The sequence below is a fragment of the Algoriphagus sp. CAU 1675 genome (assembly GCF_029222925.1).
Lineage (GTDB): Bacteria > Bacteroidota > Bacteroidia > Cytophagales > Cyclobacteriaceae > Algoriphagus.
In genome coordinates, this window is the sequence record NZ_JARHUI010000002.1 from 239,960 (window position 1) to 265,661 (window position 25,702).

The window sequence follows — 25,702 nt, forward strand, 5'->3', positions numbered from 1 at the left end:
GAGTTAAGGTGATCAACTGGACTTGGATGCAGTAAGAATAGCTTCCTTGATTCGGTTATAAGTTCCGCAACGACAGAGGTTACCCTGCATTGCAGATTCAATTTCGGCCTCAGAAGGGTTAGGAACCCGCTTGAGCAATGCAGCTGCATTCATAATCTGTCCTCCCTGGCAATAGCCACACTGAGGAACCACATGCTCCACCCAAGCCTCCTGAAGAGGATGGTTCCCATTTTCGGAAAGTCCCTCGATCGTGGTGATTTTACCATCCCCAACTTCAGAAATAGGAAGAGAACAAGACCTAACAGCCACATCGTCCAAGTGGACAGTACAGGCACCGCAAAGGGCCTGCCCGCAACCAAACTTAGTGCCTTTCATGGATAATAAATCCCTAAGCACCCAAAGCAGGGGCATATCAGCAGGGGCATCCACCTCATGTTTTTTACCGTTTACGGTTATTGTATAGTGTTCCATAGTGTAATTATTTTCAGGAATTGACCTTAAAAGTTACTCAAAATGCCAGAAATATTGAGTTTTAAGTGTCCATTTTTAGAGGAATCCTGGAATTGTAGATCCTATAGTACTGGCATCAAAAAGAAAGGTCTTCAAAAAATCCAGGAACAGCAGAGGATTCAATTTGAGGATAAGATAAAATCCAAAAAAATGTTCCAAATAAAGCTTCAAATCTAATCAGGCAAAAAAACTGCTCTTTTGATCTAAAAATAAGTCGCTGATTTAGAAGCATGAAACCAAAAACAGGTTCAAAAGCCTAAGATTTTTTAGGAAACCTGTTTGGAAAAAAATACTGATCCCCCTACATTTGCATCACGTTATCGGAAAACGGTACGAAACACTCCTCCTTAGCTCAGCTGGTTAGAGCACATGACTGTTAATCATGGGGTCCTTGGTTCGAGCCCAAGAGGGGGAGCAAAACAAAAAAGAGGTCAAAATTGACCTCTTTTTTTGTTTTAAACCCAGAAGAATGGGATTTTAATAGATTTAAGAAAAGACTATATTCTTTTAATCTAAAATTCCTATTCAAGTTCGAAGACTTCGCCCTTTCGATTTTACCCATATTTCAGAAACCTTGCCTTCAACCTATCCACTGCCTCATAGACTACCGGCACCAGATACACCGTCAATATCAAAGAAGAAAGCAGCCCTCCTATAATCACCCAAGCCAGGCCATTTTTCCATTCGCTGGCTGTGCCGCTTGCCAAGGCAATGGGTAGCATTCCGATCACCATAGAGAGTGTAGTCATCAAAATGGGTCGCATCCTACCTTTTCCGGCTTCGAGGAGTGCTTCGCGAGTTCCCATTCCTCTTTCTTTCAGCTGATTGGTGAAATCCACGATCAAAATCGCATTTTTGGCCACCAAGCCCATCAGCATGATCAAGCCCAAGAGGGCAAACAAACTCAGGTTGTTCATCGACAGATTGAGAGCCAAAAAGGCTCCAATCACCGCAACAGGAATGGAAAACAGTACCACAAATGGATAGACAAAGCTATCGTACAGTGCTACCATGATCAGGTAAATCAACAGAAAGGAAATCAACAAAACCTGTCCCAAAGCCCCAAAACTGTCATTTTGCCGCTTGATATCCGAACCCCAAACCATGCTGATTCCTTCGGGAAGTGGATTGTCCTTCAAGTAGGCCACTACCTCATCAGCCACCGTACCGGAAGGTCGGCCCAAAGCATCAGCGGTAATGGTTAAAGCTGACTGTCTGTCTTTTCGCTCGAGCATGGAAGGAGAATTTGCCTGAATTACTTCTGCAACTTGTGACAAGACAATCGGCATTCCCTTGGGATTGATTAACTGGAAGTTTTTGACATCTTCGTAAGATTCTCGGTTGAAATTATCCAATTGAATCCGAACGGGATACTCTGTTCCGGCCTCAGTCAAGGTCGCATCCTCATTTCCAGCAAATGCATTTCGAAGCGTCAAGCCTAGTACGGCATTGGACAAGCCCAATCGCTGCAATTTGTCTGAATCTGGGATCACCTGATATTCAGGACTCCCTTCCTCGACTGATAATTTGACATCATCCGCTCCGGGGATTTTTTCGAGAACCAAAGCCAATTCTTTCCCCACTTTCATCACCTGCTCTTGATCTGGGCCGCTGAGCGTCATCTCGATCGGAGCCGAACGGGGAATCAATCCCAAGGCAGTCATCGAGAAACTGATTCCAGGAAAAGTCCGCTTAAGCTCTTCCCGCACGTCTTTCATGAATTTTTCAGTAGAAAGTCCTCCGATTTCATTCTTGTCCAATAGCTGTATGGTCAGTTCAGATTTATAAGGCAATCCCACTCCCAAACTTCCGATCCCCGAGGTAGGTCCGGCCACATTGCTGAACAGCGTAGAGACTTCTGGCTGCTGCAAGAGAAACTGCTCCACTTGTTGGGTACGGAGATTATTTTCCTTCACACTTGTAGACTTGTCGTATTCCAGATAAAGTCGAAACCTTCCCTGATCACCCGTTGCAATTAGTTCTTTGCCAATAATCCCCTGCTTCATAATGGCCCCTGTCATTGCGAAAAGCAAAATCACAATCCCGGTAAAAGCTAACTTATGACTCAAAACCCAAGTTAACTGCCTGCCATACCAAGCGATAAAGCCATCCAACCAATGCTCAAAGCCAAGCAAAAACCGATTAAATGCATGGGCCGGCTTGAGGTCCTCGGCTTTACCGATTCGGGAAGCCATCCAGGGTGTAAGCGTAAACCCAACCAACAAACTGGTCAGCGTAGAAGTAATCACCACGACCGAAAACTGCTTCAGCATATCGGCCACAAAAACCTGAAGGAATAGAATAGGAAGGAATACCACTACGTCAACCAACGTGATGGAAAGCGCCGAAAAACCGATTTCCATTCGTCCATCCATAGCCGCAGACTTTTTGTCTTTCCCCATATCCAAGTGGCGTTGGATATTTTCCAAAACCACCGTCGCATCATCCACTAATATCCCAATGATCAGCGACATGGCCAGCAAAGTCATCAGATTGAGCGTATAACCCAAGAGCCACATCACCGCAAAGGCTGTTACCAGCGAAGTCGGGATCGCTACCAAGACGATCAATGAATTTCGGAAGCTGCGCAAAAAGAGCAGCATCACCAATGCCACCAAGATCACGGCAAGGATCAAATCAAAAACTACCGAATTTACCGCTGCGATGGTATTGTCTGTGCTGTCATCCGCGATGATAAAGGTCACTCCATCCGAAGCATACTGAGCTTCAATTTGGGAAAGTTTTTCTCGGACTGCCTTCGATACATCGACCGCATTGGCATCGCCCTGCTTTTTGAGCAAGAGCCCGATTCCTTCCTTGCCGTTGAATCGGCTTACAGAAGTGATTTCTTTAGTTCCGTCCCTGACTATTGCCAAATCCCGAACATAAATCGGTGCTCCCGGCATCGGCATGGCCACCTGGACATTTTCGATTTCGGATAACTCATTGAATTTACCGCTTAATCGAACAGAACTTTGAACTTGATCTGTCTGCACATTTCCGGCGGGAATATCCAAGCCAGCCCGATTGATGGACTCAACCACCTGCTGAAGTGGAATCTGATAAAAGCGCAACTTCTCAGGATCGACTTTCACCTGAATCTCCCGCTGCTCTCCACCCAAAACCGTGATTTCCGCCACCCCTTTCAATTGCTGGATTTGGGGCAAAAACTCATCCGCCATTTTCTGGTAAAAAGCCCTGGACTCCAATTGACTGGTCGCGGTAATGGACATAATGGGGAGGTCGTTTGGTGAAACTTTCGTCATCACCGGCGAAAGCACATCCTCTGGCAGGTCCTTGGAAATATTGTCAATGTAACGCTGTGCATCCTGCATGGCCTGATCGAGGTCCACACCATAATTCATGTTGGCGATGACCACCGATGCATTGGGCATGGACTTCGTAATCAAATAGTCAATCCCTTCCAGATTGGAAAGCGCATCTTCAACTTTCTCCGAAACCGAAGACTGTACCTCATCCGGAGACGCTCCAGGATAGCCCGTCTTGATCACCAAAACAGGTTGATTGAAATCCGGCATCAGTTCGTAGGACAAATTGGTAAAGCCGATGTATCCGAGGAGGATCAACAAGCTGAACAAGACAATGATCAGCGAGGGTCGGTTGATGGAAATGGAGGTGATATTCATCGCTCAGAAGAAAAATTGGGTTCCACATTCGCACCTTCAAATACATTGACTAAGCCTCCGGTGATGACTAGGTCTCCGGACTTGACCCCGCTTTTCAAAATGAGGTGATCACCGATTCGTTGAGCGATGGCAATAGACTGAAGTTTTGCCTTGCCTTCTTGAATCACATAGACCTTGGGATCCAAGTCCGAACCTACCAAAGCAGAGGCTGGTAAAATCACTCCTTCAGAATTTGCTTCGCCTTTCACCAAGACTTCCCCAAACATTCCGGCTTTGACAGAAAGGTTTGCTGTATTTTCAAAAGTCAGTTCCACCGGAAAATTATTTCCGACAGAGCCTCGACTGCCCACCAAGCTTACTCTGGCGGGAAATTCGGTAGAAAGAGAGGCGATTTTCACAAGCTGGGCACTCCCGTTTTGAAAAAAGCCCAAATCATTTTCCGGAACCTGAATAGTCAATTTCACTCGACTGAGATCAGTTACCTGGATCAGGGGTTTTCCCGGAGCGGCAAAATCTCCCACTTCGGTCATTTTTGCGGTAACAATTCCCGAAAATGGAGCTTTGATGGATGACTTTGCCAACTGCTCTTTTAGCGTAGCAATTTGCACTTCCAAACCTGCCAAAGCAAGTTCGGTCTTTTCCAACTGAATCCCCTGAATCGCTTCATTTTCCACCAACACCCGATACCGCTTCAGGTCGGCTTCCAACCCGCCTTTCTGAACCTCAGCCGCTTTGAGCTGAAGCTGAAGTAAGGCCACATCCTGCTGCACCAGCAGTTGATTGGCACCGACACGCTGACCGACTTCCACGGCAATACTTGTGACTTTCCCCTGTACTTCTGCGCTGATTTTGCCTTCCCGAATGGGTTCGATCACACCAGAAAAGCTGCGCCGATTGTCCAAATGACCTTCTGTCACTTTTACTGCAAAAACAGGTACTGCTTGATCTTTGTCATAAACATAGACTCGCTCTTCGGCTGCCTTTTTATTGAGTACCAACCTGACCGCGACGATCGCGATCAAGGCCAAAGGAATAATATAGATGAGGATCTTTTTCATGGTAAGATCAATTGAGAAGTGTGGATGATGATTTTTTGAGTTCGAGGGTGGCTTTGAGGTATTCGACCATCGCATCGAGATAGGCTTGTTGGGAAGTTCTTAGCGATTGATCGGCAAGCAGGATATCGGTCAAAGTAGCCAATCCCTCCTGCTGCAAAAGGAGAGATTTAGTGTATATGGACTCGGCTAGTTGGATCTGAGAGGCAGTAGTCAGGATTTGGTTTTTTGCTGTAGCCTGCTGACGCAAAGCTGTCTGATATTGGACCTGATTCTGATCGGCAAGCAGTGATTTTTGCAAGGTGGCATTTTCCAGTTCCAGTTCTTTCTGGCGGATTTTTTTGGTTGTTGCTGTCCCGTTGAAAATCGGAAAACTGATCTGCGCTCCGATAAAACTCTGGGGATAAAAATTCAAAAAAGACTCAGGAGCACCGCTATATCCAAAACCGGTCATTCCATAGTTGGCGATCAAATTGACGCTGGGAATCCGAGAATTCTTGATGGTGGTCAGTTCCTGATTGATCACTTTTTCGCGGAGTTCCTGAATTCTGATCTCTGAGGTCAATCCTGCAATAGGCACTTCTTCTTCACCCATTTGCACTTCCGAAACCACATCCATTTCTTGGTCCAGCGGTATGCCTATTGCCAATTTAAGCTGCTGTAGCACCGTCATATATTGATTTCTCAGTCGGATAATCTGGGATTGCAAGTGCTGATTTTGAAGGATTACCTTATCCAGATCCGTTCTGCTGGCCAATTTCTGCTCATACAGCAAGCGAACGTTTCGCTCGAGTTTCTCGCCGTTGACTTGGTTGGCTTCGAAAAAAGCAACCTGATTTTTCAAAATCTGTGCATTGTAATACAGATTAGAAACCTCCAGATAAACCTGCTCCTCAGTTTTGACCCGCTGCCACTCGGCCAACTCCTGATACGATTCAGAAATCTGAATTCCTGCCATCACCTGGGGATCGTAGATTGGCATTCGCAGGTTAATATTCCCCATAATGGTATGAGGAACACCAAATTGCACCGCCCGATACACTCCCTCCGGTCCACCAAAAGCAACCTGGGGAAGCATTTGGTAGGGAAGTTGGCTGAAGTACTTGTAATCAGCAGTCGCTAGGATCTTGGGCAAAAGCTGACTTCGCGACTCCTGATTTTTCAAGTCCGCAGCAGCCAGCTGATTGGTGGCCATCTTCAAGGCCTTATTGCGTAGCAAGGCCGTATCCAGACTTTGCTTCAGCGTCCATTCCTGTGCCTGTACCTTCGCTCCGATTAGGAAAGCCAGAAGGAATAAAACAGAAAGTTTGTGAATATTTACTAACATCTAGAGGTAAATTTTTTTAGCGTTTAATCAGGGTTAAAATCGATTGGATCAGTTCCATTCCGGAGGTATTCAAGTCAAAATTGAATCCGGAAACTCGCCATTTGAACATCTGAAGGCGAAAGGCCCCCAAGACCAAATGCACCAATTGCTCTGCTGAAAGGTCAGATCTAACTATCCCATGAGCCTGCCCCTCTTGGATCAAAGGCATCAAGAAACCCATTTTCGTCTGCATCAAGGCCAAAATTGCCTGATTGATTTGATCGCTTTCTTCCCAAAGTCCATCAGAAAACACGGCTACCACAAAGTGTGGATGCTGGGAAAAAAAGGCAAACTGACTGGAAAAAATAGCCTTGAACCGATCTTCTACCGCTAAATTAGGGTCTAGAGAAGAAAGTCTCGAGACCATATTTTCCCGAAGGAATTCGAGTAAGGTCAGGATTATTGCTTCTTTACTTGAAAAGTGCCGATAGATAGCCGCTTCTGAAAATCCCATTTCCAAAGCCAGCTTTTTGGTAGTCAAGCCTCCAATCCCTGATTTGGTCAGAATTCTGCCTGCTGCATCGATCAGTTCTTTTTGTCTTTCGGAGATCATTTTTAGTTAGTTAGTATTTACTAACAAAGGTAATCCACATTTTTTAAAATGCAAACTTTTGAGCTTTTGAATAGGCAGAGGCTATTTGATAATGAAAAAATTCAGACTTATTGTCTTTTTCCTGTTTGTCCTTTCTCTTAAAAAATCTACAAACTATTTAGCCCCAGCTACAGCTTTTGCCAAGAGGGGGAGCAAAACAAGAAAGAGGTTAGTATTGACCTCTTTTTTTTGTTTTTAGACTTTACAAATGGAGGTGGTCTCCAGCTATTTTTTCATTATCTGGATCATATTTGCTGAATTTCGATCCGAAATAAAAACCAATCCGGATCGGATTTCTTGTTCTCTTCGGAGAATATTATCAAATGAAATGCCCAGGTGCTTTTCCCAGGTTACTCCTCCATCCTTGGAACTCATCAACCAATTTTTGCAGGGAGTGTAAGGCAGGCATCCCTCGTCCAATAAGAATCCGATCACATCCTGACCTGTCTGAGATAGAATGTAGATCGGCTGATCCAAACGAGTCTCGGTTCGGTTGGCCCAATTCCCTTGGATTGTTTCAGTTAACCTCATTTCATAGTATCGATCAGCATCTACAGGGTAAAAAAAGGATTCTCCCCCAGAAGGATTGCTCCGAAATGGAGTCCAGGTCTCTCCCCCATCAATCGTGCGATAATGTGCCCCATCCAATCCTATAATAAATCCTAAATCTTCGGTTTTCCAGAGGAATTGAATCAGGTTGACCCGGCTGAAATCTACACTCGTCGGATTCCACGTTTCCCCTCCGTCTATCGTTTCGAAAAGCTGAAATTGGTCATTTAGAGAGCCAGTATATTCCACAGCATAAGCAAAGCCACGGGTTGGGCTCGAAAAGGAAATCCTTTCAAAAAAAGTGTTTTTCCGCTCAAAAACTTCCCATGTTTCCCCTCCATCCTTACTTCGATAAACAATTCCTTGGGGACTCTTATTATCTTCCTCCAATCGGGTACTCGTCAACCACAGCTGCTGCTCATCCAATGCAAAAAAAGCTGGTGGATTGGGAGAATAAGGCATTTCGAAAATGCCAGTGAAGTTTCTTCCCCCATCGGTAGTCTTGTAAAGAAAAGGTCCGGTACGAAACCCTACCCATTCATTGACAAATTGTGTCTTATCAGAGAAGTTAAAGAGCCAGGGAGAAATTGTCTCTTTTATCTCCCAATTTTCCAGTAGGGTAGTTTCACGGGGAGGAAGTTCATCTTTTCCGCAAGCCAAACAAAAAACTAAAACAATCCAGTAAAACCGCTTAATCATAAGTCCAAATGATAAAGATTTAGGGAAAATATAAACCAATTATTTAATAGATAAAACCCTTTTGCTCGAAACCCCAAAAATGAGATCCTCTATAAATTTTAAGGAACGCGAATGATAAAACAGTTTGAAATTATTTCTTCTTGAATTTTTCTAAAAAGGAAGAAGGTCTAATTTCGGATGCAACAATTATTGACGGGGAGAGCAAAACAAAAAAGAGGTCTAAAACGACCTCTTTTTTGTTTAAATCTATCTCAGTTTAATTCAAATAAAATTAGTAAAAGCTGCAATTTTCTTAAACCCCAAAAGTCAAGCTAATGATCAGAAATACATCCAAATTATTCCAGACATTTGATAGTGATTTGCTTTAAAAATCCATTTTTAAATTGAACAATAGATTTTTATTCAAACACTGCTTGAGTCGCAACATCCAACCTATTGGCAACTTGGTCGAAAATATCAGCGTTTGAAGTTTCACTTATAATTATTTTTCCATTAGTAAGTTGCGCATTATCCAACTCTTCAGCTGAGACTACACTAAACCAGTCTAAAGCATCAAATTTTATTTTACCTACAATATTGGAACCCGCTGGAATACTAACCACACTTGCATTCGCCTCAAAAACTTCACCACTATTAAATTCTAATCTTATTGGAATTGAAGTTCCCTCTGAATTGATATAAGTTCCTTCAATTACAATGGATGGATCACTATTTTCGTCCTGAATTTCGATTCCCAAATTTACATTCGTATACTCACCGGCCGGTACATCAATATTTACGGCAGGTGTAATCATTCCCGTGGCATAATCAATTTCCGAAATTTGTTCATGGGTTATACTCACAGAACGATTTTGAGTATCTCCATCAAAAACAACCTCTCTGAACTTGATTTTGCCACTTGTAAAGACCAGAGAGTTCTCATTGTTCACTCTCGCATTTATTAGTTTTGAGTCTGAACTCGTGGTTGTTACCGCAAGAGTTATACGTGCAGTATCAGGAGACAAATCCTTTTCATCACTACAGGCAAACTGTACTAAACCGATAATAAGAGCAACAACCGCTAATTTCATGGACTTTCTCTTCTTCATTATTTTCATCGTTTCTATATAATTTTAATTATTAAAACTCACATCAACAACAGCATCAATTAAACAAGATACATCTACGAATAAATAACAAAATTGATTCCAACACAACATATAAATAGATAAAATTAATTTATAAATATTATTAAAAATCAAAGAATTTAAATTTTCATTATTGAATAGATAAAACAATTTAATATTTAATAAAAAATCATAAATCTAATGTATTTCAAAACAAAAATACTGAACCTAAAAAGCTGTAAAAACTTTAATTAATAATAGTTATAGTAGTATAAAATATTTTTTAATCCATCCTAATTGACATAAATCAAAACAAAAAAATAAAGCCATCCTGTTTTCAGGATGGCTTTCATGGCTTGGGCTTGCAAATTAGAATTTAAAGCCCAATGTCGTATAAAAGGTTCTTCCGTCTGCCGGCATCAATCCAGGCCCGGGATATCCTCCAGCTCTACGCGTGAAATACCGCTCATCAGTCAGATTATTGACACCTGCCTTGAGACTATACTTTTTCCGGAAAGTATAGCTTGCAGAAAGGTCCTGCACCTGGTAGGAAGGAATCAAACCGGCTGTAGCAGTAGCATTCGGAGCAAGGGTATTGGATGCGTCTGCAAAAGCCTCTCCGATGTCACTCAACTGCCAGGTCAAAGAGAAGTCTTTGAAACGGTAAGTAGCTCCAAATCGGTTGATCTTCTTAGGTGCATTTTCCACTTGATTCCCCTTAAGATTTCTTTCGGCCAACTGTCCATCTACCAAGCTTGTGATCACAAAATCCTGATATTTTGCATCGACAAAGGCCAAGGAAGCAAATACGTGCAAATATCCATATCTGGAGGATTTGAAGATTGCCGTTACCGGGTCAAATTCAAAATAAGCTTCCATCCCTCGGCTGACAGATTCTCCCAAATTGGTTCGGAACTGATAGGATTGGCCCTCTGAATTCAGTTGGGTCACTGTACCGATTCGGTTGGCATAATTGAGATAGAAATAGCTCACATCAAAGTTGAACACTGTACCTATATTTCCCCTATAACCCAAGTCAAAATTGTAACCACGGGCATCTTCCAAGTTGGGATCAATCACGTCCGTAGTAGCAGGTGGGGTCAAATCCGAGATCAAAACAGGACGATAAGCCTGGGAAAGGTTGGAGTAAAACTCTGTAGTGGAAGTCACATGGTATTCTGCACCCACTCCACCGAGGACAAAGGATCTTGATCTTGATACCGGTTCCAAAATCACAGGCACTCCATCGTTTATACCAAACTGCCCTTGGTTTTCAGATTGGATACGCTCCAATCTCAATCCAGCGGTCAGGAGAAACTTATCGGAAAACCGAAATACATTTTCCGCAAAGGCAGCAAAGTTAGTGTTTCGGAAATCCAGATCCCTAGGGAAATTCTCTTCAGCCGCCAGTTCAAAATTCATCTCTGTTCCGGCATCCCCTACTCCTCTTTGCTTCCTGTCAATATGACCATTGAAATATCGAAGCCCTGATGCCAAGTTGTTGTTGAGTCCAAAAAGGGAATATTCAGTGGTCATTCTCAATTCAGAACCATAAGTAGTATAGAAATCCCGGTCAACCTGACGGTTACCCAGATCATCCTCCAGATTGATCGCCTTCATAAAACCCACACTGTTTCGTTCGGCAATGGTTCCAAAAACTTTCCAATTCAGTTGGCTTTTGGGAGAAAGGATGTATTGGGCCGAAAAAGAGGGAACAAACCAAGGAGTACTAAACCAGTTTCTGCTTCTGCTGCTTTGACGGGCGTCCTGATTAAATAACTCATCTGTCAAACCTCCGGGCTGCTGACTTTCTGTGGTCATATAGGTAGCCTCAAAGCCTAATTTCAGGCGGTTACTTGCCGCATAGCTAACTTCAGCATGTGCATGATCTGTATTGAAATAGCCATTTTCTCTCCATCCTTGACCGACCCTTTTTTGGTAATAGGCAGTATAACTCCATTTACCTTCCGTACCGCCAACGTAATTGAAGGTGCTAAAAAGTCCATTGCTCCCAAAAGTATTCAAAGATTCTGCAGTAAATCGGGTGGATTGATCTGGTTTTCTGAGGACAAAATTCAGAAGTCCTCCAAATTGAGGCCCATACTGCAAAGAGGATGCTCCTCGGATAATTTCAATTTTTTCCACCACTTCCATGGGAGGGGAAAAATAAGCTTCTGGATATCCCATTGGATCTGGAGTGATATCATATCCATTCATACGGACATTGAATTCCCAGGAGCGGTTGGGACTCAATCCTCTAGAAGCCACACCCAATTGAATTCCGGAACCGTCATTTTCCCAAATGGAAATCCCGGGCGTACGGCCAAAAATCTGACGGCTGTTGTTCATTGCCAAATTCGCATCCAGATCTCTGATGCGGATCACTTCATTCTTTTTGCCTGCATTTATTCTAAAATCCTCGACTTCAGGAAGTTTTTCCTGTCCTAAAATCCCTCTGCTACTCAACAATTCAAAAGAATCTATCCAAAGAGGCTCTTCCGAAAGGACAAAATCCACCTCTTCAGTTTCGCCGGGAAGCAGAACTACAGTCCTTGTTTCTTCCTCATAACCCAACATAGTGACCTTAATCGTGTAGGTTCCACTTGGAATATCACTCATGGAAAAATCCCCATCAAGGTTACTCTGAACTCCTCTTACAGTTCGCTCCAACAATACCGAAGCATAGGCTAAAGGGTTTTTATTTTTATCGGTAATCCTTCCCTGAAGCACACTTTTCTGAGCAAATCCCAGAAAAGAAAACAGGGAAAACAATAGGGTTAGGTAAAATGCTTTCATTGTGTTTATCTAGACTGTTTTTAAATAACAGCACAAACATATTATCTGAAATCATTCTAAACAAGGTTTATCTAGAAAAAATCTAAATAAAAATAGAATAGGAAATTACCTGGGGTTAGACCAAGTGTTGAAGGCCGCATTCAAGGGATTAATTGACAGTGGATTGGGAGGTTTTAATTATCTCGATAAGCCCAGAAAGACTTGATTATAGATGAGCTGAGTTTTTCACCCAATTACCTCCAGACAACTGACAGGCGTGGTTACGATAGGTGGGCGAAGTTGCAATTTCATCCAATTGAAGACCTTTTCTCCTTTTCAAGCCACAATTGTAATTCTTTGAAAAAAGACTCTGGAAGAGTCAAACCATCAATAGCCCTGGGGTTCAACCCTGGGTTCAAAGATTGCCTGTATTACCAGCAAGATGAAAATAGAATGGTTGAAGGGAGTCCAAAAACACTAATCTCAAATGGCAGCAGGAAGTCAGAGATGACTCGACCCTGAGTCGAGGAAGAAAAAGAGGATTACTGCCTGAAATGAATGAATCTTTCCGGCTGCTTTGCAAGGGAAAAGAAGTCGGATAAATCCCCTAAAAACATCTTTCTAAAAGCAAACTTCATCTAATTAACTGATTTTCATCATGTAATCAGCAGATTTCTATGGGTATTATCGTGAATTAAAATCAAAATATCTACGATATGCCTCAATCAACCCAATTAACGTCTATGCAGACCACAGCCTTGGTCATCATGCGACTTTTGATCGGATGGCATTTTCTTTATGAAGGTGTCCTCAAATTGTATACTCCATCCTGGACCTCAAAGGGCTATTTACTGAGCGCCACTTACCTGGAATCCTTTTTCCAATCACTGGCAGGAGAATCCCTTATCTCCACAGTGGATACGCTCAACATTGTTGCCTTGCTCCTTGTAGGAGCTACCTTGATTTTAGGCTTTAAAACCCAACTGGGAAGCTTAATCGGAATCGGGCTTTTGCTGCTGTATTTTCTGGCTCATCCTCCCTTCCCTGGATATCCCCAGGGTCCGACTGAAGGCAGTTACTGGATCGTCAATAAAAACCTGATCGAAGCCGCTGCCTTGTTGGTGATCTTTCTTTTCCCCACTTCTCTCTCCTTCGGTTTGGAGCGAATATTTTCTAAAAAACAAATCCAAACCCAAGCCCACTAAACCCAAGAAATCATGGCAACAGATAAAAAATTATTCACCGGATTTTCCAGAAGAGATTTGCTCAAAAGCCTGGCCGGGATTCCCTTGGTCGGAGTAGTGTGGGCAGCAGGACTGGATACCACCAAAAAATCCAAACTTGAAAAAGATTTTCTCCTTGAAAAATTAAATATCAAGGCGAGCCCTCCCCCAGCATCCGGTCCAATGAGCGGAGATCCCCTTCGGATTGGGCTGATTGGTTTTGGCATTAGAGGAGAGCAACTCATGCGTGCTTTGGGATTTGCTACTCAGGAATGGATGGAGTCCATGGCTCAATCCAGCTTAGAAAACCCAAATGACAAGAGACTGGAAGATTTTAAAGCCCAGGAAAATCTAAATGTAAAACTCACTGCTATTTGCGACATTTTTGATGTTAGAGCCGAAAAAGCCTTACAGTCCTTCAATTCTGAAAACAACAGCTGCAAGAGATACGAGAATTACCTTGACCTGATCCACAGTGGAGAAGTTGATGCCGTCATTATCGCCACACCGGATCATTGGCATGCACCGATGGCGCAGGCTGCCATTGAAGCAGGTGTGCATGTCTATGTGGAGAAACCCATGACCCATACGGTGGAAGAAACTTACAGACTGAGGGATGCTGTCCGGAGAAATCCCGGAGCCATATTGGCTGTAGGCCACCAGCACCGACAAACCCTAAGTTTTCTGACTGCACAAGATGCCATTGCAAAAAATACTCTTGGACATGTTTCACTGGTCACTACCAATACCAACCGAAACGATGACAATGGGGCTTGGCAGTATGAAATCCATCCCGACGCATCCCCTGAAACTATTGACTGGAATGCATTTCTGGGCAATGCCCCTTATGTTCCTTTCAATAAAGAACATTTTTTCCGATGGAGAAAATGGTGGGCTTATGGATCAGGCCTTTCTGGGGACTTATTGACCCATGATTATGACCGGATCAATTGTGTATTGAATATGGGGATCCCCAAATATGTGACAGCCTCTGGCGGAATTTACACCCACAGAGATGGAAGAAATGTCCCAGATGTCATGCAAGTCAACATGGACTTCCCGGATTTCAGCACAGGATCCTCCCAGGAAGAAGGCAAAGAAAAAGGCATGACTTTAGTCTACAGTGCAACCCTCGGCAACCAATTTGACCGGGGAACCGTCCTCATGGGCCATGATGCCAGTATGGAACTTGGTAATATACTGACCATCTATGCAGATCCCAGATCTACCCAATACAAAGACATGATTGCCGAAGGCCGCATTGACCCAAGTGTTCCTATTTACCAATACGATCCATCTGCTGATGGAGTGGATGCTGTCACCTCAGCCACCGCTAAGTATTTCGCCAACAAGGGATTGCTATGGACATACCGGGACGGCAAACGAGTCGATTCTACCTTTTTACATATTCGGGAATGGCTGAGCTGTATCCGGAATGGAGGTAATCCAAGCTGTGGGATCGATGAGGGATTTGAGGAAGCCATCACAGCCCATATGGCAGGACTTTCCTATAAAATCGGCAGACGAATCGAATGGGATGCAGAAAACGAACAGATCATCACCTTGCCAGGTGAAGATTTGGATGCTATTCTTTTGACTAGCCCATCGGTTTAAAATCAATAGATCCAAGAATTTTGCCTATAAACCCGGCAAATTCCCTAATCTGTCGGGTTTATCTTTTAAAAATTATCTTACGATATTTCTTCAGTTCAAGAAAGTCTGAAAACATGAGTAATTAACACGCAATTTTGCCAAAATTACAAGGCAACATTGACTGTCAATTAACCTGCTGTACCTCCTAGTTATTGGTTACCGAAACTTGATTGGGACTCAGTGTGAATTAATAGCCCTCTGATAGTTTTGAGAAAAACTCTTCTCCTATGAGGCATAGAAATTATCGATTTCCGACCCGGTTCCGGATGACCTAATTTTGTAACCAGAAACCAAATATCCCAAATATGAATAAGTTAATTCTTGTCTGTGCATTGTTCTTAGGAAGCATCCTACAGGTCGGCGCACAGGAGAAAACCTATGAAAAACCTTCAGTTGATGGAATGAGTGGAGCGACCAAAAAGAGCCGCTCCAGCATGAAGGCGACCAAAAACACAGACTGGTGGCCCAACCAGTTGAATCTTTCCATCCTTCGTCAAAACTCCTCCCTTTCCGACCCAATGGGCGAGGACTTCAACTACATTGAGGAGTTCAACAGCTTGGATTACCAAGCCTTGAAAAATGATATCCGTGCCTTGATGACCGATTCCCAGGACTGGTGGCCGGCAGATTTCGGACATTATGGAGGCCTATTTATCCGTATGGCTTGGCACAGTGCCGGTACTTATCGTACAGGTGACGGCCGTGGAGGATCCCGCTCCGGACAGCAGCGTTTTGCTCCTCTCAACAGCTGGCCTGACAATGCCAACTTGGACAAGGCTAGACGACTTCTTTGGCCTATCAAGCAAAAGTATGGCAACAAAATTTCCTGGGCTGATTTGATGGTATTGACCGGAAATGTGGCTCTGGAATCCATGGGCTTCGAAACCTACGGTTTTGCTGGGGGTAGAGAAGATGTATTCGAGCCGGAACTGGACGTATACAGGGGAGCTGAAGGCAAATGGTTGGACGATTCCAAACGCTATGCCGACGGCAGAAAACTCGAAAATCCATTGGCTGCCGTGCAAATGGGTTTGATCTATGTAAACCCTGAAGGCCCTAACGGAAATCCTGATCCGGTATTGGCAGGACATGACATCCGCGAAACCTTTGGCCGAATGGGAATGAACGATGAAGAAACCGTAGCCCTGATTGCAGGTGGACATACTTTGGGGAAAACCCACGGTGCCGGACCCGCTTCTCATGTAGGACCTGAGCCAGAAGCTGCTCCTATTGAAGAGCAGGGATTTGGCTGGAAAAGCTCCTACAAATCCGGGAAAGGTGCTGATGCCATCACTTCCGGTTTGGAAGTAATCTGGACCGCCACTCCAACTGAGTGGAGCCAGGGATTCTTCAAAAGTTTGTTTGAAAACGAGTGGGAATTGACCAAAAGCCCTGCAGGTGCTCACCAGTGGGTAGCCAAAGATCCCAAGATCATGTATCCGGATGCTTTTGACCCAGAGAAGAAGCACAAGCCTACCATGCTGACTACGGATTTGTCCATGCGATATGATCCTATCTATGAAAAGATTTCTAGAAGGTTCTATGAAAATCCTGAGGAATTTAACAAGGCTTTTGCCAAGGCTTGGTTCAAGCTGACCCACAGAGATATGGGACCAAAAACCACTTATTTGGGTCCGGAAGCTCCGACTGAAGACCTGATTTGGCAGGATCCAATCCCAGCAGTGGACCATGAATTGGTAAATGATCAGGACATCATCGATCTGAAAGCAGCAATTTTGAATTCAGGACTTTCTGTAAGTGAATTGGTAGAAACCGCTTGGGCTTCTGCTTCCACCTACAGAAACTCAGACCGAAGAGGTGGTGCCAATGGTGCAAGAATCCGTTTGGCTCCTCAGAGAAACTGGGAAGTAAACAACCCAGAGCAATTGAACAAAGTATTGGCTGTACTGGAAAAAATCCAGTCCGATTTCAATGCCAAGTCCTCCGCAAAGAAGGTTTCCTTAGCTGACCTGATCGTCCTCTCAGGTACCGTAGGTGTTGAAAAAGCAGTTACCAATGCAGGATTCCAAGTGGAAGTTCCTTTCACACCTGGTCGAATGGATGCACTTCAGGAACAAACCGATGTAAATTCCTTCGAATTGTTGGAACCTATGGCTGACGGTTTCAGAAACTACCTGAAAACCAAATACACCATTTCCACTGAGGAACTATTGGTGGACAAGGCTCAATTACTCACCTTGACCGCTCCTGAAATGACTGTTTTGGTGGGTGGAATGAGAGCACTAAATACCAATTATGACGATTCAAAGCATGGTATTTTTACCGATAAAAAAGACATGCTGACCAATGATTTCTTTGTCAATCTATTGGATATGAGCACAGAGTGGAAACCTATGGACGCGGATCAGGAAATCTTCGAAGGAAGAGACCGTAAGACCGGAGAATTGAAGTATACCGCTACCCGTGCAGACCTGATCTTTGGTTCCAATTCTGAATTGAGAGCCTTGGCAGAAGTTTACGGAAGCTCTGATAACCAGGAGAAATTTGTAAAGGACTTCGTTGCCGCTTGGACCAAAGTAATGAATCTGGACAGATTTGATCTGATCTATAAAAAATAAGAATAGCAAAATCCTCAGTACAAAAGCCAGTCTTCGAAGACTGGCTTTTTTTTATTTCTCCGTCTTCAGTTGGAGAATTTTAGGAGAAAAAACTAAATTCCATCGCATTTTAAAAACTCCCAATCTTGCGTTACCTAGCCCTTTTCCTTCTTTTCTTCCCCCTCATTTCTAAAGCCCAAACAGTCTGCACATTGGAAAGTCGGGAAAAACTGGAAGCAGTACTCCAGCAGCTTTCCCAGGAAGATCATTCCAAAAAAACGGTTCAGAACTTGACGCTGGAAATCGGCAAGATCTTTCTCCAAACTCCCTATGTGGAAAAAACACTGGAACTTCCCGGAGAAGAAAAACTGGTGATCAACCTGATGGGATTGGATTGCACCACTTATGTGGAATCCGTGCTGGCTTTGGCCCGAATTTCAAAAAAGAAGCTATTCAGCTTTGAGGATTTTGAACGGGAACTGGAACTGATTCGCTACCGGCAAGGCAAAAATGCAGGCTATCCATCCCGGCTTCATTATTTTTCAGACTGGATGTATCAAAACCAGAAAAAACGCATACTCAAGGATATAACCCAAGAAATCGGAGGTATATCTTACCCCAATCATCCCAGCTTTATGTCTGAAAACCCTCAGTTTTATCCCCAGTTGGCAAATGCAGCCTATGTGGAGCAACTGAAAAAGACCGAGAAGGAAATTTCCAAGCGCGCCTACTACTTCATCCCAAAAGCAGAAATCAATGCATTGGAGTCCAAAATTGAATCCGGCGACCTCATTGCCATCACCACTTCGATCTCCAACCTGGACATGGTTCATGTGGGAATAGCGATTAAAAAAGACGGAAGGATCCACCTCATGCATGCAAGTTCGAAAAACGGAGAAGTGGAAATCTCAGCCATGCCTCTTCATGATTACCTAGCTGGAAACCGCAGTCAATCCGGGATCATGGTAAGCCGTCTTTCTGATGATTAAAAAATGGAATTCTTCTTTCCATTTACTGCTGAATCCACTTCATAAACGCAGGAGTCTGGCTTTGGCTGCAAACCAGAAGTTGATCCACACTTTTGAGTTTAATCGCAACTGAATTTTTGGAATAGCGCTCTGTAGCCACCACGAATTTTTTATGGACCAAATGGCTTCTGCTAATTCTAAAAAATTGCTCCTGATCCAAATCTACTTCCAACTCTTTGAGCGTAGCTTCCTGTAAGAGATGCTTTTTCCCATTTTCATCAAGAGCCCAAATCAAGGCGTTTTCAGCAAAGAAACAAACTATCTGTTCCAAGTCTAGAAAGTAACTGCCTCTTGAAGTCGGAACGGAAATCCTTTGCTTGAAAGAGACAGTAGGATTTGCCTGTTGCTGCATCAAATTTTGCAATTGTGAAAGAAGGCTAGCCTGAGCGGAATCGCTTTGGGTCAGACGCAAAAACTTGTCCCAAGCTTTCTGAAAGCGCTCGAAAGTAAAAGGCTTGAGCAGGTATTCAATCCCGTTGCCCTCAAAGGCCTGCATCCAAAACTGATTATAGGCAGTAGTGAATATCACAGGGCATGGAAGATCAATCTCCTGAAAAAGTTGAAATGCATTTCCATCCAGTAATTCTATATCGGAAATCAACAAATCCACCTTTGGGGAATCCTTGAAAAAGGCAAGCCCTGACTCTATGGAATCCAGTTCCCCAACCAATTGGACGGAAGGGCTAACCTGCTCCAAAAAACGTTTGATTTTATTTCTGGAAGGCACTTCATCCTCTAAAATCACTACTCGGATCATTTTTCAATATTTGTAAGTAAAGGTAAGTCTACCACAAACAAATCTTCCCTTTTCTCAATCTTTATCGGGGTATCAGCCAAGAGCGCATATTGCTTCTGAAGATTTTTTAAACCAATTCCTCCACTGTGTTTTTGGAATTTATAGGGTTTGAGTGAATTAGTGATACAGATCGAATCACCAATCTCTATCTGGATTTTCACCGGCTCTTGATCAGTTCCATGATTGTGAAAAACCACATTTTCCAGCAATACCTGCAGAGTCATTGGGGGGATCAGACTTTCCTCTTTGGAGTGATCGAGAATCTGGAGCTCATAGCCTTTCCCAAATTTATGCAGGATCAACCGGAAGTAATTCTCAGCGAAGGCTACTTCTTCTTTCAAGGGAACCAACTTTAGTTCAGATTTCTCCAGAGCATATCTATAGAGCTCTGAAAAATCATTCAAAAAGACAGAAGCCGACTTGGGATTTTCCTCGATCAACTGATCCAGCACGTTGAGGTTGTTAAATAAAAAATGGGGATTGAGCTGTTGTTTCAGCTGCTTGATTTTGGACTCCGCCAAAGCCAATTCGTAGGAAGCCAGCACATTCTGGTGTTCCTTGAATTTTTGGAATAGCAAAAAGGCAAAGTAAAAGCCCCCATAAACTACGAAGTCAAGAATCCTTGAGAAATTGACTCGAATCAGGATTTCCCGGACAAAATTTCGATCCACCGTCCCAAAAACCGTAGAAAGCCCGAATGAAAGCAAATTGGACAGGAGAAAAAATGCCAGCATTGCCATAAAAAAACTTAAGATGGCCTTTGACTTGATCATGGGATAATGCTCCCCATGCACCCAAATAAAGACATAGCGGATCAGCACAATGGTCAACAAGACAGTTGGGATGGCTGCCAGTGCAGATTCAGGAGTGAAGGTTAGGGCATTCACCACCTGTCCGGGTGCGATACGGCTCCGGATGGAGTCCAGATAGGCAAATAGCACGGTAAAGAGAAGAAAGCCCGGGGTTACCTGCAATCGGGCCAAAAATTTATTCATGAAGATGAGATGCTTTTTAATATTTCCTGATCCAAAAAACCTTGAAGGCTTCAAAATATAAATTTACCTCCATTCCAAAGCCTTCATTTTTTCAAAAACCATAAATACACAAAAAAGCAGGAGGCTTCCCTCCTACTTCTTGTTCGTTAAATTTTACTGCTGAGGCCAGGAGTGAGTCACATTTCCCTGCTCGTCATAGGCCTCCAATTTGGGCTGATTGTCCTTGTCCAGATAAAACATGGCCCTTGGCATTCCCTGGTCGTCAAACAAAAACAGTCCGTTGTTTTGGCTTCGGGACTTGCCCAACATGATCCTTGGTGCACCACCGATAAGTTGCTGTTCCTTATACTCTTGGTATTTTGCTTTGAATGCCTCCGGATCATTTTTTCTCAAAACAGCCAGTTCCTCCATGATTGCTATGGTCCTTTCCTGGGATTCCTTGACAGGTCTATCGTTGAATACCAAGCTCGAACTCACAAAGCGCTGATCCCCTTTTTGGGTATCTGTAGTGAGCAGCTGCATCACCTGATCTCCGTCGTATTGGTCAAATGTCAGGGAAAGACCAGAACTGTGCCCATTTTCCTTTTTCTCTCCATCGTAGATCAAGCCCCCGCATTCCTGTCCGTCTTCATTAAAAAACAGCATCCCTGCTCTTTTCTTCCTGTCAGGATTGGTGAGTCTGCCATTGATTTTTTCGGAACCATTCGGAAAAAGCCCGGCATTGGTCACGATGAGTTTGACGGTTCCGTCAGCCTCTACAATATTGATTCGCTGCACATCTATGGTTTCAAATTTTTGATGCCCAGAATCCCGAAAAGAAGAGAAAAAAAGAAAGCTTGAGCTGATAGCGGCGGTGATGGCAAAAGTTCTTAGAAAGATTAGTTCTTTGGTCATGAGTACATTTTTTAAATGATTGATGACCAAAACTACGGGCATTGCCCATGGGAGTGAAACAGATTCCTATGAGCTAAGGAATATTTCAAATGAGCCAGGAATTCGGGAAATGAAGGCATTAAAAAAGTACCTTCAATCCTAGTAAGTTATTGATCCATTCAGCCCTTCCGGTATTGCGTAGGACTCAGGTTGACTTTCTTTTTGAAGAAATTATTGAAATGGGTCACCTCGGAAAACCCGAGTGAGTAGGCGATTTCTGTCACGTTCCAAGAACTGTGTTTCAACAGGACCTTGGCTTCCTGCAGGATGCGGTCTCCTATCATCTGTGAAGTCGTCTTCTGGGTCATCTCTTTGACCGCCCGGTTGAGATGATTTACGTGGACATTAAGCTGATCGGCAAACTCTGCCGGAGTCCTCAACTGGATTTTGCTGTGGTTTTCATCCACGGGAAACTGACGCTCCAGAAGTTCCAAAAATATGGAAGCTATCCTCAGGGAAGCGTTTCCCTGTCTGCTAACCTGCAATTCGGCAGGCCTCAGCTTCAGACCAAAATGCACCAATTCCATGACTAGGTTTCGGATCCTGTCAAATTTGTACTTGTAATCCGAATTGAACTCCTTTTCAATTTTGCTAAAAATGAACTCCACTTCTTCCACTTCCTCGTCGTTCAGTTCAAAAATATGTGTACCCTGAGGCTGGAAGACCTCATACTTTTGGATATCTCCAAAGTTGACAAAGAAATGCGGATCGAAAATGCAGTAAACTCCCGATAGTTCCGCGTGTCGATGATCCCACTTATAGGGAACCATGGGATTGGAAAAAGAAAGGGCCTGTTTCTTCACCTCATAGACCCGGTCCGCATAGTGCACCTGGCTCTGCCCTTTGGCAAGCATGATCTTATAAAAATCCCTTCTTCTGTAGGGAATGCTTTTTAGCTTGGCATCCGGATTGGGTTCAATATGAAAAATATTGAAATGACCCATGTCCTTTTTCAGGGCTTCCGGTAGCCAATTGAATTTTCGCTTGTAAAACTCCTCTAAGCTTTCTGAATTTTCCATAGGTCTTTCTTTCAATTAATCTTTTCTTTCAAACTTCTTATCAATTGAATACACCAAACCTATATTCCAAACCAAATCTTCCCCGGCAACTTCAGATTTGATTTTCTGGTTGATCACAGACTGAAAGGCCAAAGGAAAATCTTTCTTCTTTAGGGTAAATGTAGAGGTCACATAAGTCCCACGGTCATTATCCACTTTCAAAAAGTAGAATTGGGGATTCATATTTATACTGAGATCCCTGAAAAGAGGAAGGTTGGTGATTGAGGTATTGACCCCCACAAAATCGGAACTTTTGGGTGAATCAGGATCAAATCCATTCCCATGAAGGTAGTATAGCCCCAGGCTTACTCTGGAAGAAAGCTTAAAGGTTGGGACAATTTCCCTTGCAATAAATCTTCTGGTCGTAAGCATGGTTTCGGTCCCATTTCCTATGATCACATCCTTTTCAGCAAACATAAAAGCCGGGTGAATCCCGGCACTCAACGTAAATTTTTCTTTTTTGATGACTTTATACCTCCACCAAAAAACAAAGGTCCAAGGCTTGCCATCCATGGCAAAACGGAACATGGGATCAAAGGAAAGTCTCTCTCCTCCAAAACTCATGTCAAAAAAGACGGCAGGTCTACCCAAGGTAAATGAGGGGATCAGGGAAATCCCGTTATTAGTAGCGGTGACGCTTCCTTTTAGATATCTATAAGTGGGGGCTGGGCTTTCCTGAGCCATTACATATTGATCCAAACCTAGACTTACGAAAATCAACAGGACAACACAAAGCCGAAGGTTCAATTCCCTCAATTGGGATTTTGAGGAGATAAATAGCTTGTAAATAAGTTTCATAGACTTAATAGGTGATAATATTTTGCAAAAGTGAAGAAATTCATCGGAAGTTGGATGATATTTTTCAAATGGAAACTTATATTATTCAAACAACTCACTCTTCTTAGCAGCAGTTGATAGGGTTCATTATAAATTAAATTATTAATTTCAATCAATGGTTTATTTAATGAAATTCTTTACTACTTCCATTCTTTTTTTAATTGGAAATCTTCTTTTTGCCCAAGTCCAAATAGTCGCCGAACAGGATCAGGACAGAAACCTAAGCCTGATGGCTTTCAACAAGAGTGTTATCCCCTACACCATTCAAATTGAATTTCTGAAGCTTGAAAATCTGGAGTCCCTGGAGGGAAGATTTGTTTTTGCCGTAGCGATGACGGGAAAAACAAATTTGATAAAGCTTCAGTCGATTTATACAAACGAAAAGGTCGGTTTCCAATACAATACAAAGTTGTACAAAGGGAATTATCAGGCAGGAGACCTTCCCAGCCCACCGTATTTGGTACCTGTGAAAGAAGGTAAAGTCATCAGCATGCGGCCTTTAACCGTACAATTGCCTGAAAATCCAAAAAACTCCGAAAGCCATGCCTATACCGGTGCGGGATTTTTCTTTGAAAAACCCACTATCATCTGTGCTCCAAGGAAAGGAATCATCTCAGAAATCAAGATGGATGGAGAAAACGCTTCCTCTGGCCCTTCGGATTTTAACTCAGAAAACTTCATAGAAATCTATCATCAAGACGGGACATTTAGCCGTTTGACGGGACTCAAGGCAAATTCAGCAAAAGTGACAGTGGGGGAAACTGTTTTTCCAGGTCAGGAAATTGCCGAATCGTCCTCTGCGCCAAACCAAGAAACTCATCATGTCAAAATGGTTCAAAGCCGTTGGGAAATGGGAGATTTTGGAATGACATGGGTCAATTTTCCTGTAAGTGTTTTTACGGATCAGAGAGAAGTTTTAAGTTCTGAGACTATCTCAGGCATTGAATCCCTTCATCCCCGCGATATTATTTCAATGGAAATGGACAAAAAGGAACTCAAAAAGTACGCTGGTAAGTAAATGAATTTAGATGGATCAGGTTCCATTGATTCACTCACCTAAACCACCTACTGCTGACATCAAAGGGATCTTTTCTATACTTAAATCAATCCTACCCAAATAAGAAACAGTCCTGGTCCATTCAGGTCGTGAAGTCAGCTATTTCAACCTATTCACTCAGACTAGCGTCCTATACTCTTGAGGTTTTGAGGTTTCCACACCCTTATTTGATTTTAATAAGGATTGGTTTGAATAAAGTTACTTTTCGTCATTATTCTATACGAATTTTGTAAAGTAGGTTAGTCTTAAAAACCCGATCAAAATGAAAACTAGAAACCTTGGAAATAGCGGTTTGGAAGTATCCGCCTTGGGGCTGGGTTGCATGGGAATGAGCTTTGGCTACGGTCCAGCCGCCGACAAAACCGACATGGTTATCCTGATCCGAAAGGCCGTGGAAATGGGTGTTACTTTTTTTGACACCGCTGAAGTTTATGGTCCTTTTGCCAACGAAGAACTGTTGGGCGAAGCCCTGGAACCATTCAAAAATCAAGTAGTCATTGCTACCAAATTCGGCTTTGCACCAGATCAAGAGGGTCGGTGGAGCCAATTGAACAGCCATCCCGATCATATAAAAAAGGCAGTGGAAGGATCTCTCAAAAGATTGAGAGTCGATTCAATTGACCTCCTTTACCAGCATCGGGTCGATCCAAAAGTTCCAATAGAAGAAGTTGCCGGTGCAGTGAAAGAACTGATTCAAGAAGGAAAAGTCAAATACTTTGGTTTGTCAGAAGCCGGGGTAAAGACCATCCGAAGAGCTCATGCAATCCAACCGGTAGCTGCTTTGCAAAGTGAATATTCCCTTTGGTGGAGAGAACCTGAGGATGAAATATTCCCAACCTTGGAAGAATTGGGGATAGGCTTTGTTCCGTTTAGTCCTTTGGGGAAAGGATTTTTGACCGGAAAAATGGATGAAAAGACTGCTTTTGCCCCCGGAGATTTTCGGAATGTGGTTCCACGCTTCTCCGAGGAAGCCCGAAAAGCCAATCTGGCCTTGGTTCATCAATTGCAAATTATCGCAGATGCCCATCAATCCACTCCTTCTCAAATTGCCTTGGCTTGGCTCTTGGCCCAAAAACCTTGGATTGTTCCGATTCCCGGCACGACTAAATTGCATCGATTGGAAGAAAATCTAGAAAGTGTCAATCTTAGGCTAAGCCCGGAGGACTTGGACACCATTCATCGAGTATTGGATCAAATCAAACTTGTTGGTGAACGATACCCAATAGCTTCTCAAAAAATGATTGACAGATAAACCACAAACACAT

The 25,702-nt window shown here is 43.2% G+C and carries 19 protein-coding genes and 1 tRNA gene; 7 read left to right on the top strand and 13 right to left on the bottom strand.

Going from position 1 to position 25,702, the window contains the following annotated elements:
- Positions 1-12: 12 nt before the first annotated feature.
- A complete protein-coding gene (locus P2G54_RS05065) occupies positions 13-471 on the bottom strand; it encodes a (2Fe-2S)-binding protein (RefSeq protein WP_275868867.1) in 459 nt (152 codons plus the stop codon).
- A 380-nt stretch (positions 472-851) separates the two neighbouring features.
- On the opposite strand from P2G54_RS05065, the gene P2G54_RS05070 reads away from it, so the two are divergent.
- Positions 852-925 (top strand) — tRNA-Asn (locus P2G54_RS05070).
- Positions 926-1,064: 139 nt separating this feature from the next.
- Here P2G54_RS05070 and P2G54_RS05075 read toward each other — a convergent pair.
- The 7 genes from P2G54_RS05075 to P2G54_RS05105 all read right to left on the bottom strand — a co-directional run bounded on the left by P2G54_RS05075 (position 1,065) and on the right by P2G54_RS05105 (position 12,320).
- The gene (locus tag P2G54_RS05075; protein WP_275868868.1) at positions 1,065-4,157 is read right to left on the bottom strand and encodes an efflux RND transporter permease subunit; all 3,093 of its coding nucleotides are present in this window, start codon (positions 4,155-4,157) and stop codon (positions 1,065-1,067) included.
- A complete protein-coding gene (locus tag P2G54_RS05080; RefSeq protein ID WP_275868870.1) occupies positions 4,154-5,215 on the bottom strand; it encodes an efflux RND transporter periplasmic adaptor subunit in 1,062 nt (353 codons plus the stop codon). The genes P2G54_RS05075 and P2G54_RS05080 overlap by 4 nt, the downstream gene beginning before the upstream one ends.
- A gap of 7 nt (positions 5,216-5,222) precedes the next feature.
- Complete coding sequence (locus tag P2G54_RS05085) at positions 5,223-6,539, bottom strand: TolC family protein (protein ID WP_275868871.1); 1,317 nt, start codon at positions 6,537-6,539, stop codon at positions 5,223-5,225.
- 16 nt (positions 6,540-6,555) lie between these two features.
- The gene (locus P2G54_RS05090; protein WP_275868872.1) at positions 6,556-7,131 is read right to left on the bottom strand and encodes a TetR/AcrR family transcriptional regulator; all 576 of its coding nucleotides are present in this window, start codon (positions 7,129-7,131) and stop codon (positions 6,556-6,558) included.
- 264 nt (positions 7,132-7,395) lie between these two features.
- On the bottom strand, positions 7,396-8,418 hold the full coding sequence (locus P2G54_RS05095; RefSeq protein WP_275868874.1) for a hypothetical protein: 1,023 nt from the start codon (positions 8,416-8,418) through the stop codon (positions 7,396-7,398).
- A 398-nt stretch (positions 8,419-8,816) separates the two neighbouring features.
- Positions 8,817-9,506, bottom strand: a complete 690-nt coding sequence (locus P2G54_RS05100; RefSeq protein WP_275868876.1) for a hypothetical protein — start codon at positions 9,504-9,506, stop codon at positions 8,817-8,819.
- Positions 9,507-9,893: 387 nt separating this feature from the next.
- Complete coding sequence (locus P2G54_RS05105; RefSeq protein ID WP_275868877.1) at positions 9,894-12,320, bottom strand: TonB-dependent receptor; 2,427 nt, start codon at positions 12,318-12,320, stop codon at positions 9,894-9,896.
- Positions 12,321-13,015: 695 nt separating this feature from the next.
- Between P2G54_RS05105 and P2G54_RS05110 the strand changes: the two genes are divergently transcribed.
- The 4 genes from P2G54_RS05110 (at position 13,016) to P2G54_RS05125 (ending at position 18,722) form a co-directional block, all read left to right on the top strand.
- On the top strand, positions 13,016-13,504 hold the full coding sequence (locus P2G54_RS05110) for a DoxX family membrane protein (RefSeq protein WP_275868879.1): 489 nt from the start codon (positions 13,016-13,018) through the stop codon (positions 13,502-13,504).
- 12 nt (positions 13,505-13,516) lie between these two features.
- The gene (locus P2G54_RS05115; protein WP_275868880.1) at positions 13,517-15,136 is read left to right on the top strand and encodes a Gfo/Idh/MocA family oxidoreductase; all 1,620 of its coding nucleotides are present in this window, start codon (positions 13,517-13,519) and stop codon (positions 15,134-15,136) included.
- Between the two features lie 344 nt (positions 15,137-15,480).
- On the top strand, positions 15,481-17,754 hold the full coding sequence (gene katG, locus P2G54_RS05120; RefSeq protein ID WP_275868882.1) for a catalase/peroxidase HPI: 2,274 nt from the start codon (positions 15,481-15,483) through the stop codon (positions 17,752-17,754).
- Between the two features lie 125 nt (positions 17,755-17,879).
- On the top strand, positions 17,880-18,722 hold the full coding sequence (locus P2G54_RS05125) for an N-acetylmuramoyl-L-alanine amidase-like domain-containing protein (RefSeq protein ID WP_275868884.1): 843 nt from the start codon (positions 17,880-17,882) through the stop codon (positions 18,720-18,722).
- 22 nt (positions 18,723-18,744) lie between these two features.
- Here P2G54_RS05125 and P2G54_RS05130 read toward each other — a convergent pair whose 3' ends face one another.
- From P2G54_RS05130 to P2G54_RS05150, 5 genes are all read right to left on the bottom strand, one after another.
- Positions 18,745-19,518: a LytTR family DNA-binding domain-containing protein gene (locus P2G54_RS05130; protein ID WP_275868886.1), complete on the bottom strand. Its 774-nt coding sequence runs from the start codon at positions 19,516-19,518 to the stop codon at positions 18,745-18,747.
- A complete protein-coding gene (locus P2G54_RS05135) occupies positions 19,515-20,552 on the bottom strand; it encodes a sensor histidine kinase (protein ID WP_275868888.1) in 1,038 nt (345 codons plus the stop codon). The genes P2G54_RS05130 and P2G54_RS05135 overlap by 4 nt, the downstream gene beginning before the upstream one ends.
- A 153-nt stretch (positions 20,553-20,705) precedes the next feature.
- On the bottom strand, positions 20,706-21,446 hold the full coding sequence (locus P2G54_RS05140) for a hypothetical protein (RefSeq protein ID WP_275868889.1): 741 nt from the start codon (positions 21,444-21,446) through the stop codon (positions 20,706-20,708).
- Between the two features lie 158 nt (positions 21,447-21,604).
- Positions 21,605-22,504 carry a helix-turn-helix transcriptional regulator gene (locus tag P2G54_RS05145; RefSeq protein ID WP_275868891.1) on the bottom strand — a complete coding sequence of 300 codons (900 nt, stop codon included), beginning with the start codon at positions 22,502-22,504 and terminating at the stop codon, positions 21,605-21,607.
- Positions 22,505-22,519: 15 nt separating this feature from the next.
- Positions 22,520-23,341 (bottom strand): hypothetical protein, encoded by an 822-nt coding sequence (locus P2G54_RS05150; RefSeq protein ID WP_275868893.1) that lies wholly within the window; start codon positions 23,339-23,341, stop codon positions 22,520-22,522.
- Between the two features lie 166 nt (positions 23,342-23,507).
- On the opposite strand from P2G54_RS05150, the gene P2G54_RS05155 reads away from it, so the two are divergent.
- Positions 23,508-24,398 carry a hypothetical protein gene (locus P2G54_RS05155; protein WP_275868895.1) on the top strand — a complete coding sequence of 297 codons (891 nt, stop codon included), beginning with the start codon at positions 23,508-23,510 and terminating at the stop codon, positions 24,396-24,398.
- A 301-nt stretch (positions 24,399-24,699) separates the two neighbouring features.
- Entirely contained in the window at positions 24,700-25,689 is a 990-nt protein-coding gene (locus tag P2G54_RS05160) for an aldo/keto reductase (RefSeq protein WP_275868897.1), read from the top strand.
- The last annotated feature ends 13 nt before the right edge of the window (positions 25,690-25,702 follow it).

Excerpts from the sequence above, each read along its gene's own strand:
- P2G54_RS05065 (WP_275868867.1), bottom strand. The coding sequence starts at position 471 with ATGGAACACTATACAATAACCGTAAACGGTAAAAAACATGAGGTGGAT.
- P2G54_RS05075 (WP_275868868.1), bottom strand. The coding sequence starts at position 4,157 with ATGAATATCACCTCCATTTCCATCAACCGACCCTCGCTGATCATTGTC.
- P2G54_RS05080 (WP_275868870.1), bottom strand. The coding sequence starts at position 5,215 with ATGAAAAAGATCCTCATCTATATTATTCCTTTGGCCTTGATCGCGATC.
- P2G54_RS05085 (WP_275868871.1), bottom strand. The coding sequence starts at position 6,539 with ATGTTAGTAAATATTCACAAACTTTCTGTTTTATTCCTTCTGGCTTTC.
- P2G54_RS05090 (WP_275868872.1), bottom strand. The coding sequence starts at position 7,131 with ATGATCTCCGAAAGACAAAAAGAACTGATCGATGCAGCAGGCAGAATT.
- P2G54_RS05095 (WP_275868874.1), bottom strand. The coding sequence starts at position 8,418 with ATGATTAAGCGGTTTTACTGGATTGTTTTAGTTTTTTGTTTGGCTTGC.
- P2G54_RS05100 (WP_275868876.1), bottom strand. The coding sequence starts at position 9,506 with ATGAAGAAGAGAAAGTCCATGAAATTAGCGGTTGTTGCTCTTATTATC.
- P2G54_RS05105 (WP_275868877.1), bottom strand. The coding sequence starts at position 12,320 with ATGAAAGCATTTTACCTAACCCTATTGTTTTCCCTGTTTTCTTTTCTG.
- P2G54_RS05110 (WP_275868879.1), top strand. The coding sequence starts at position 13,016 with ATGCCTCAATCAACCCAATTAACGTCTATGCAGACCACAGCCTTGGTC.
- P2G54_RS05115 (WP_275868880.1), top strand. The coding sequence starts at position 13,517 with ATGGCAACAGATAAAAAATTATTCACCGGATTTTCCAGAAGAGATTTG.
- katG (WP_275868882.1), top strand. The coding sequence starts at position 15,481 with ATGAATAAGTTAATTCTTGTCTGTGCATTGTTCTTAGGAAGCATCCTA.
- P2G54_RS05130 (WP_275868886.1), bottom strand. The coding sequence starts at position 19,518 with ATGATCCGAGTAGTGATTTTAGAGGATGAAGTGCCTTCCAGAAATAAA.
- P2G54_RS05135 (WP_275868888.1), bottom strand. The coding sequence starts at position 20,552 with ATGAATAAATTTTTGGCCCGATTGCAGGTAACCCCGGGCTTTCTTCTC.
- P2G54_RS05140 (WP_275868889.1), bottom strand. The coding sequence starts at position 21,446 with ATGACCAAAGAACTAATCTTTCTAAGAACTTTTGCCATCACCGCCGCT.
- P2G54_RS05145 (WP_275868891.1), bottom strand. The coding sequence starts at position 22,504 with ATGGAAAATTCAGAAAGCTTAGAGGAGTTTTACAAGCGAAAATTCAAT.
- P2G54_RS05150 (WP_275868893.1), bottom strand. The coding sequence starts at position 23,341 with ATGAAACTTATTTACAAGCTATTTATCTCCTCAAAATCCCAATTGAGG.
- P2G54_RS05155 (WP_275868895.1), top strand. The coding sequence starts at position 23,508 with ATGAAATTCTTTACTACTTCCATTCTTTTTTTAATTGGAAATCTTCTT.
- P2G54_RS05160 (WP_275868897.1), top strand. The coding sequence starts at position 24,700 with ATGAAAACTAGAAACCTTGGAAATAGCGGTTTGGAAGTATCCGCCTTG.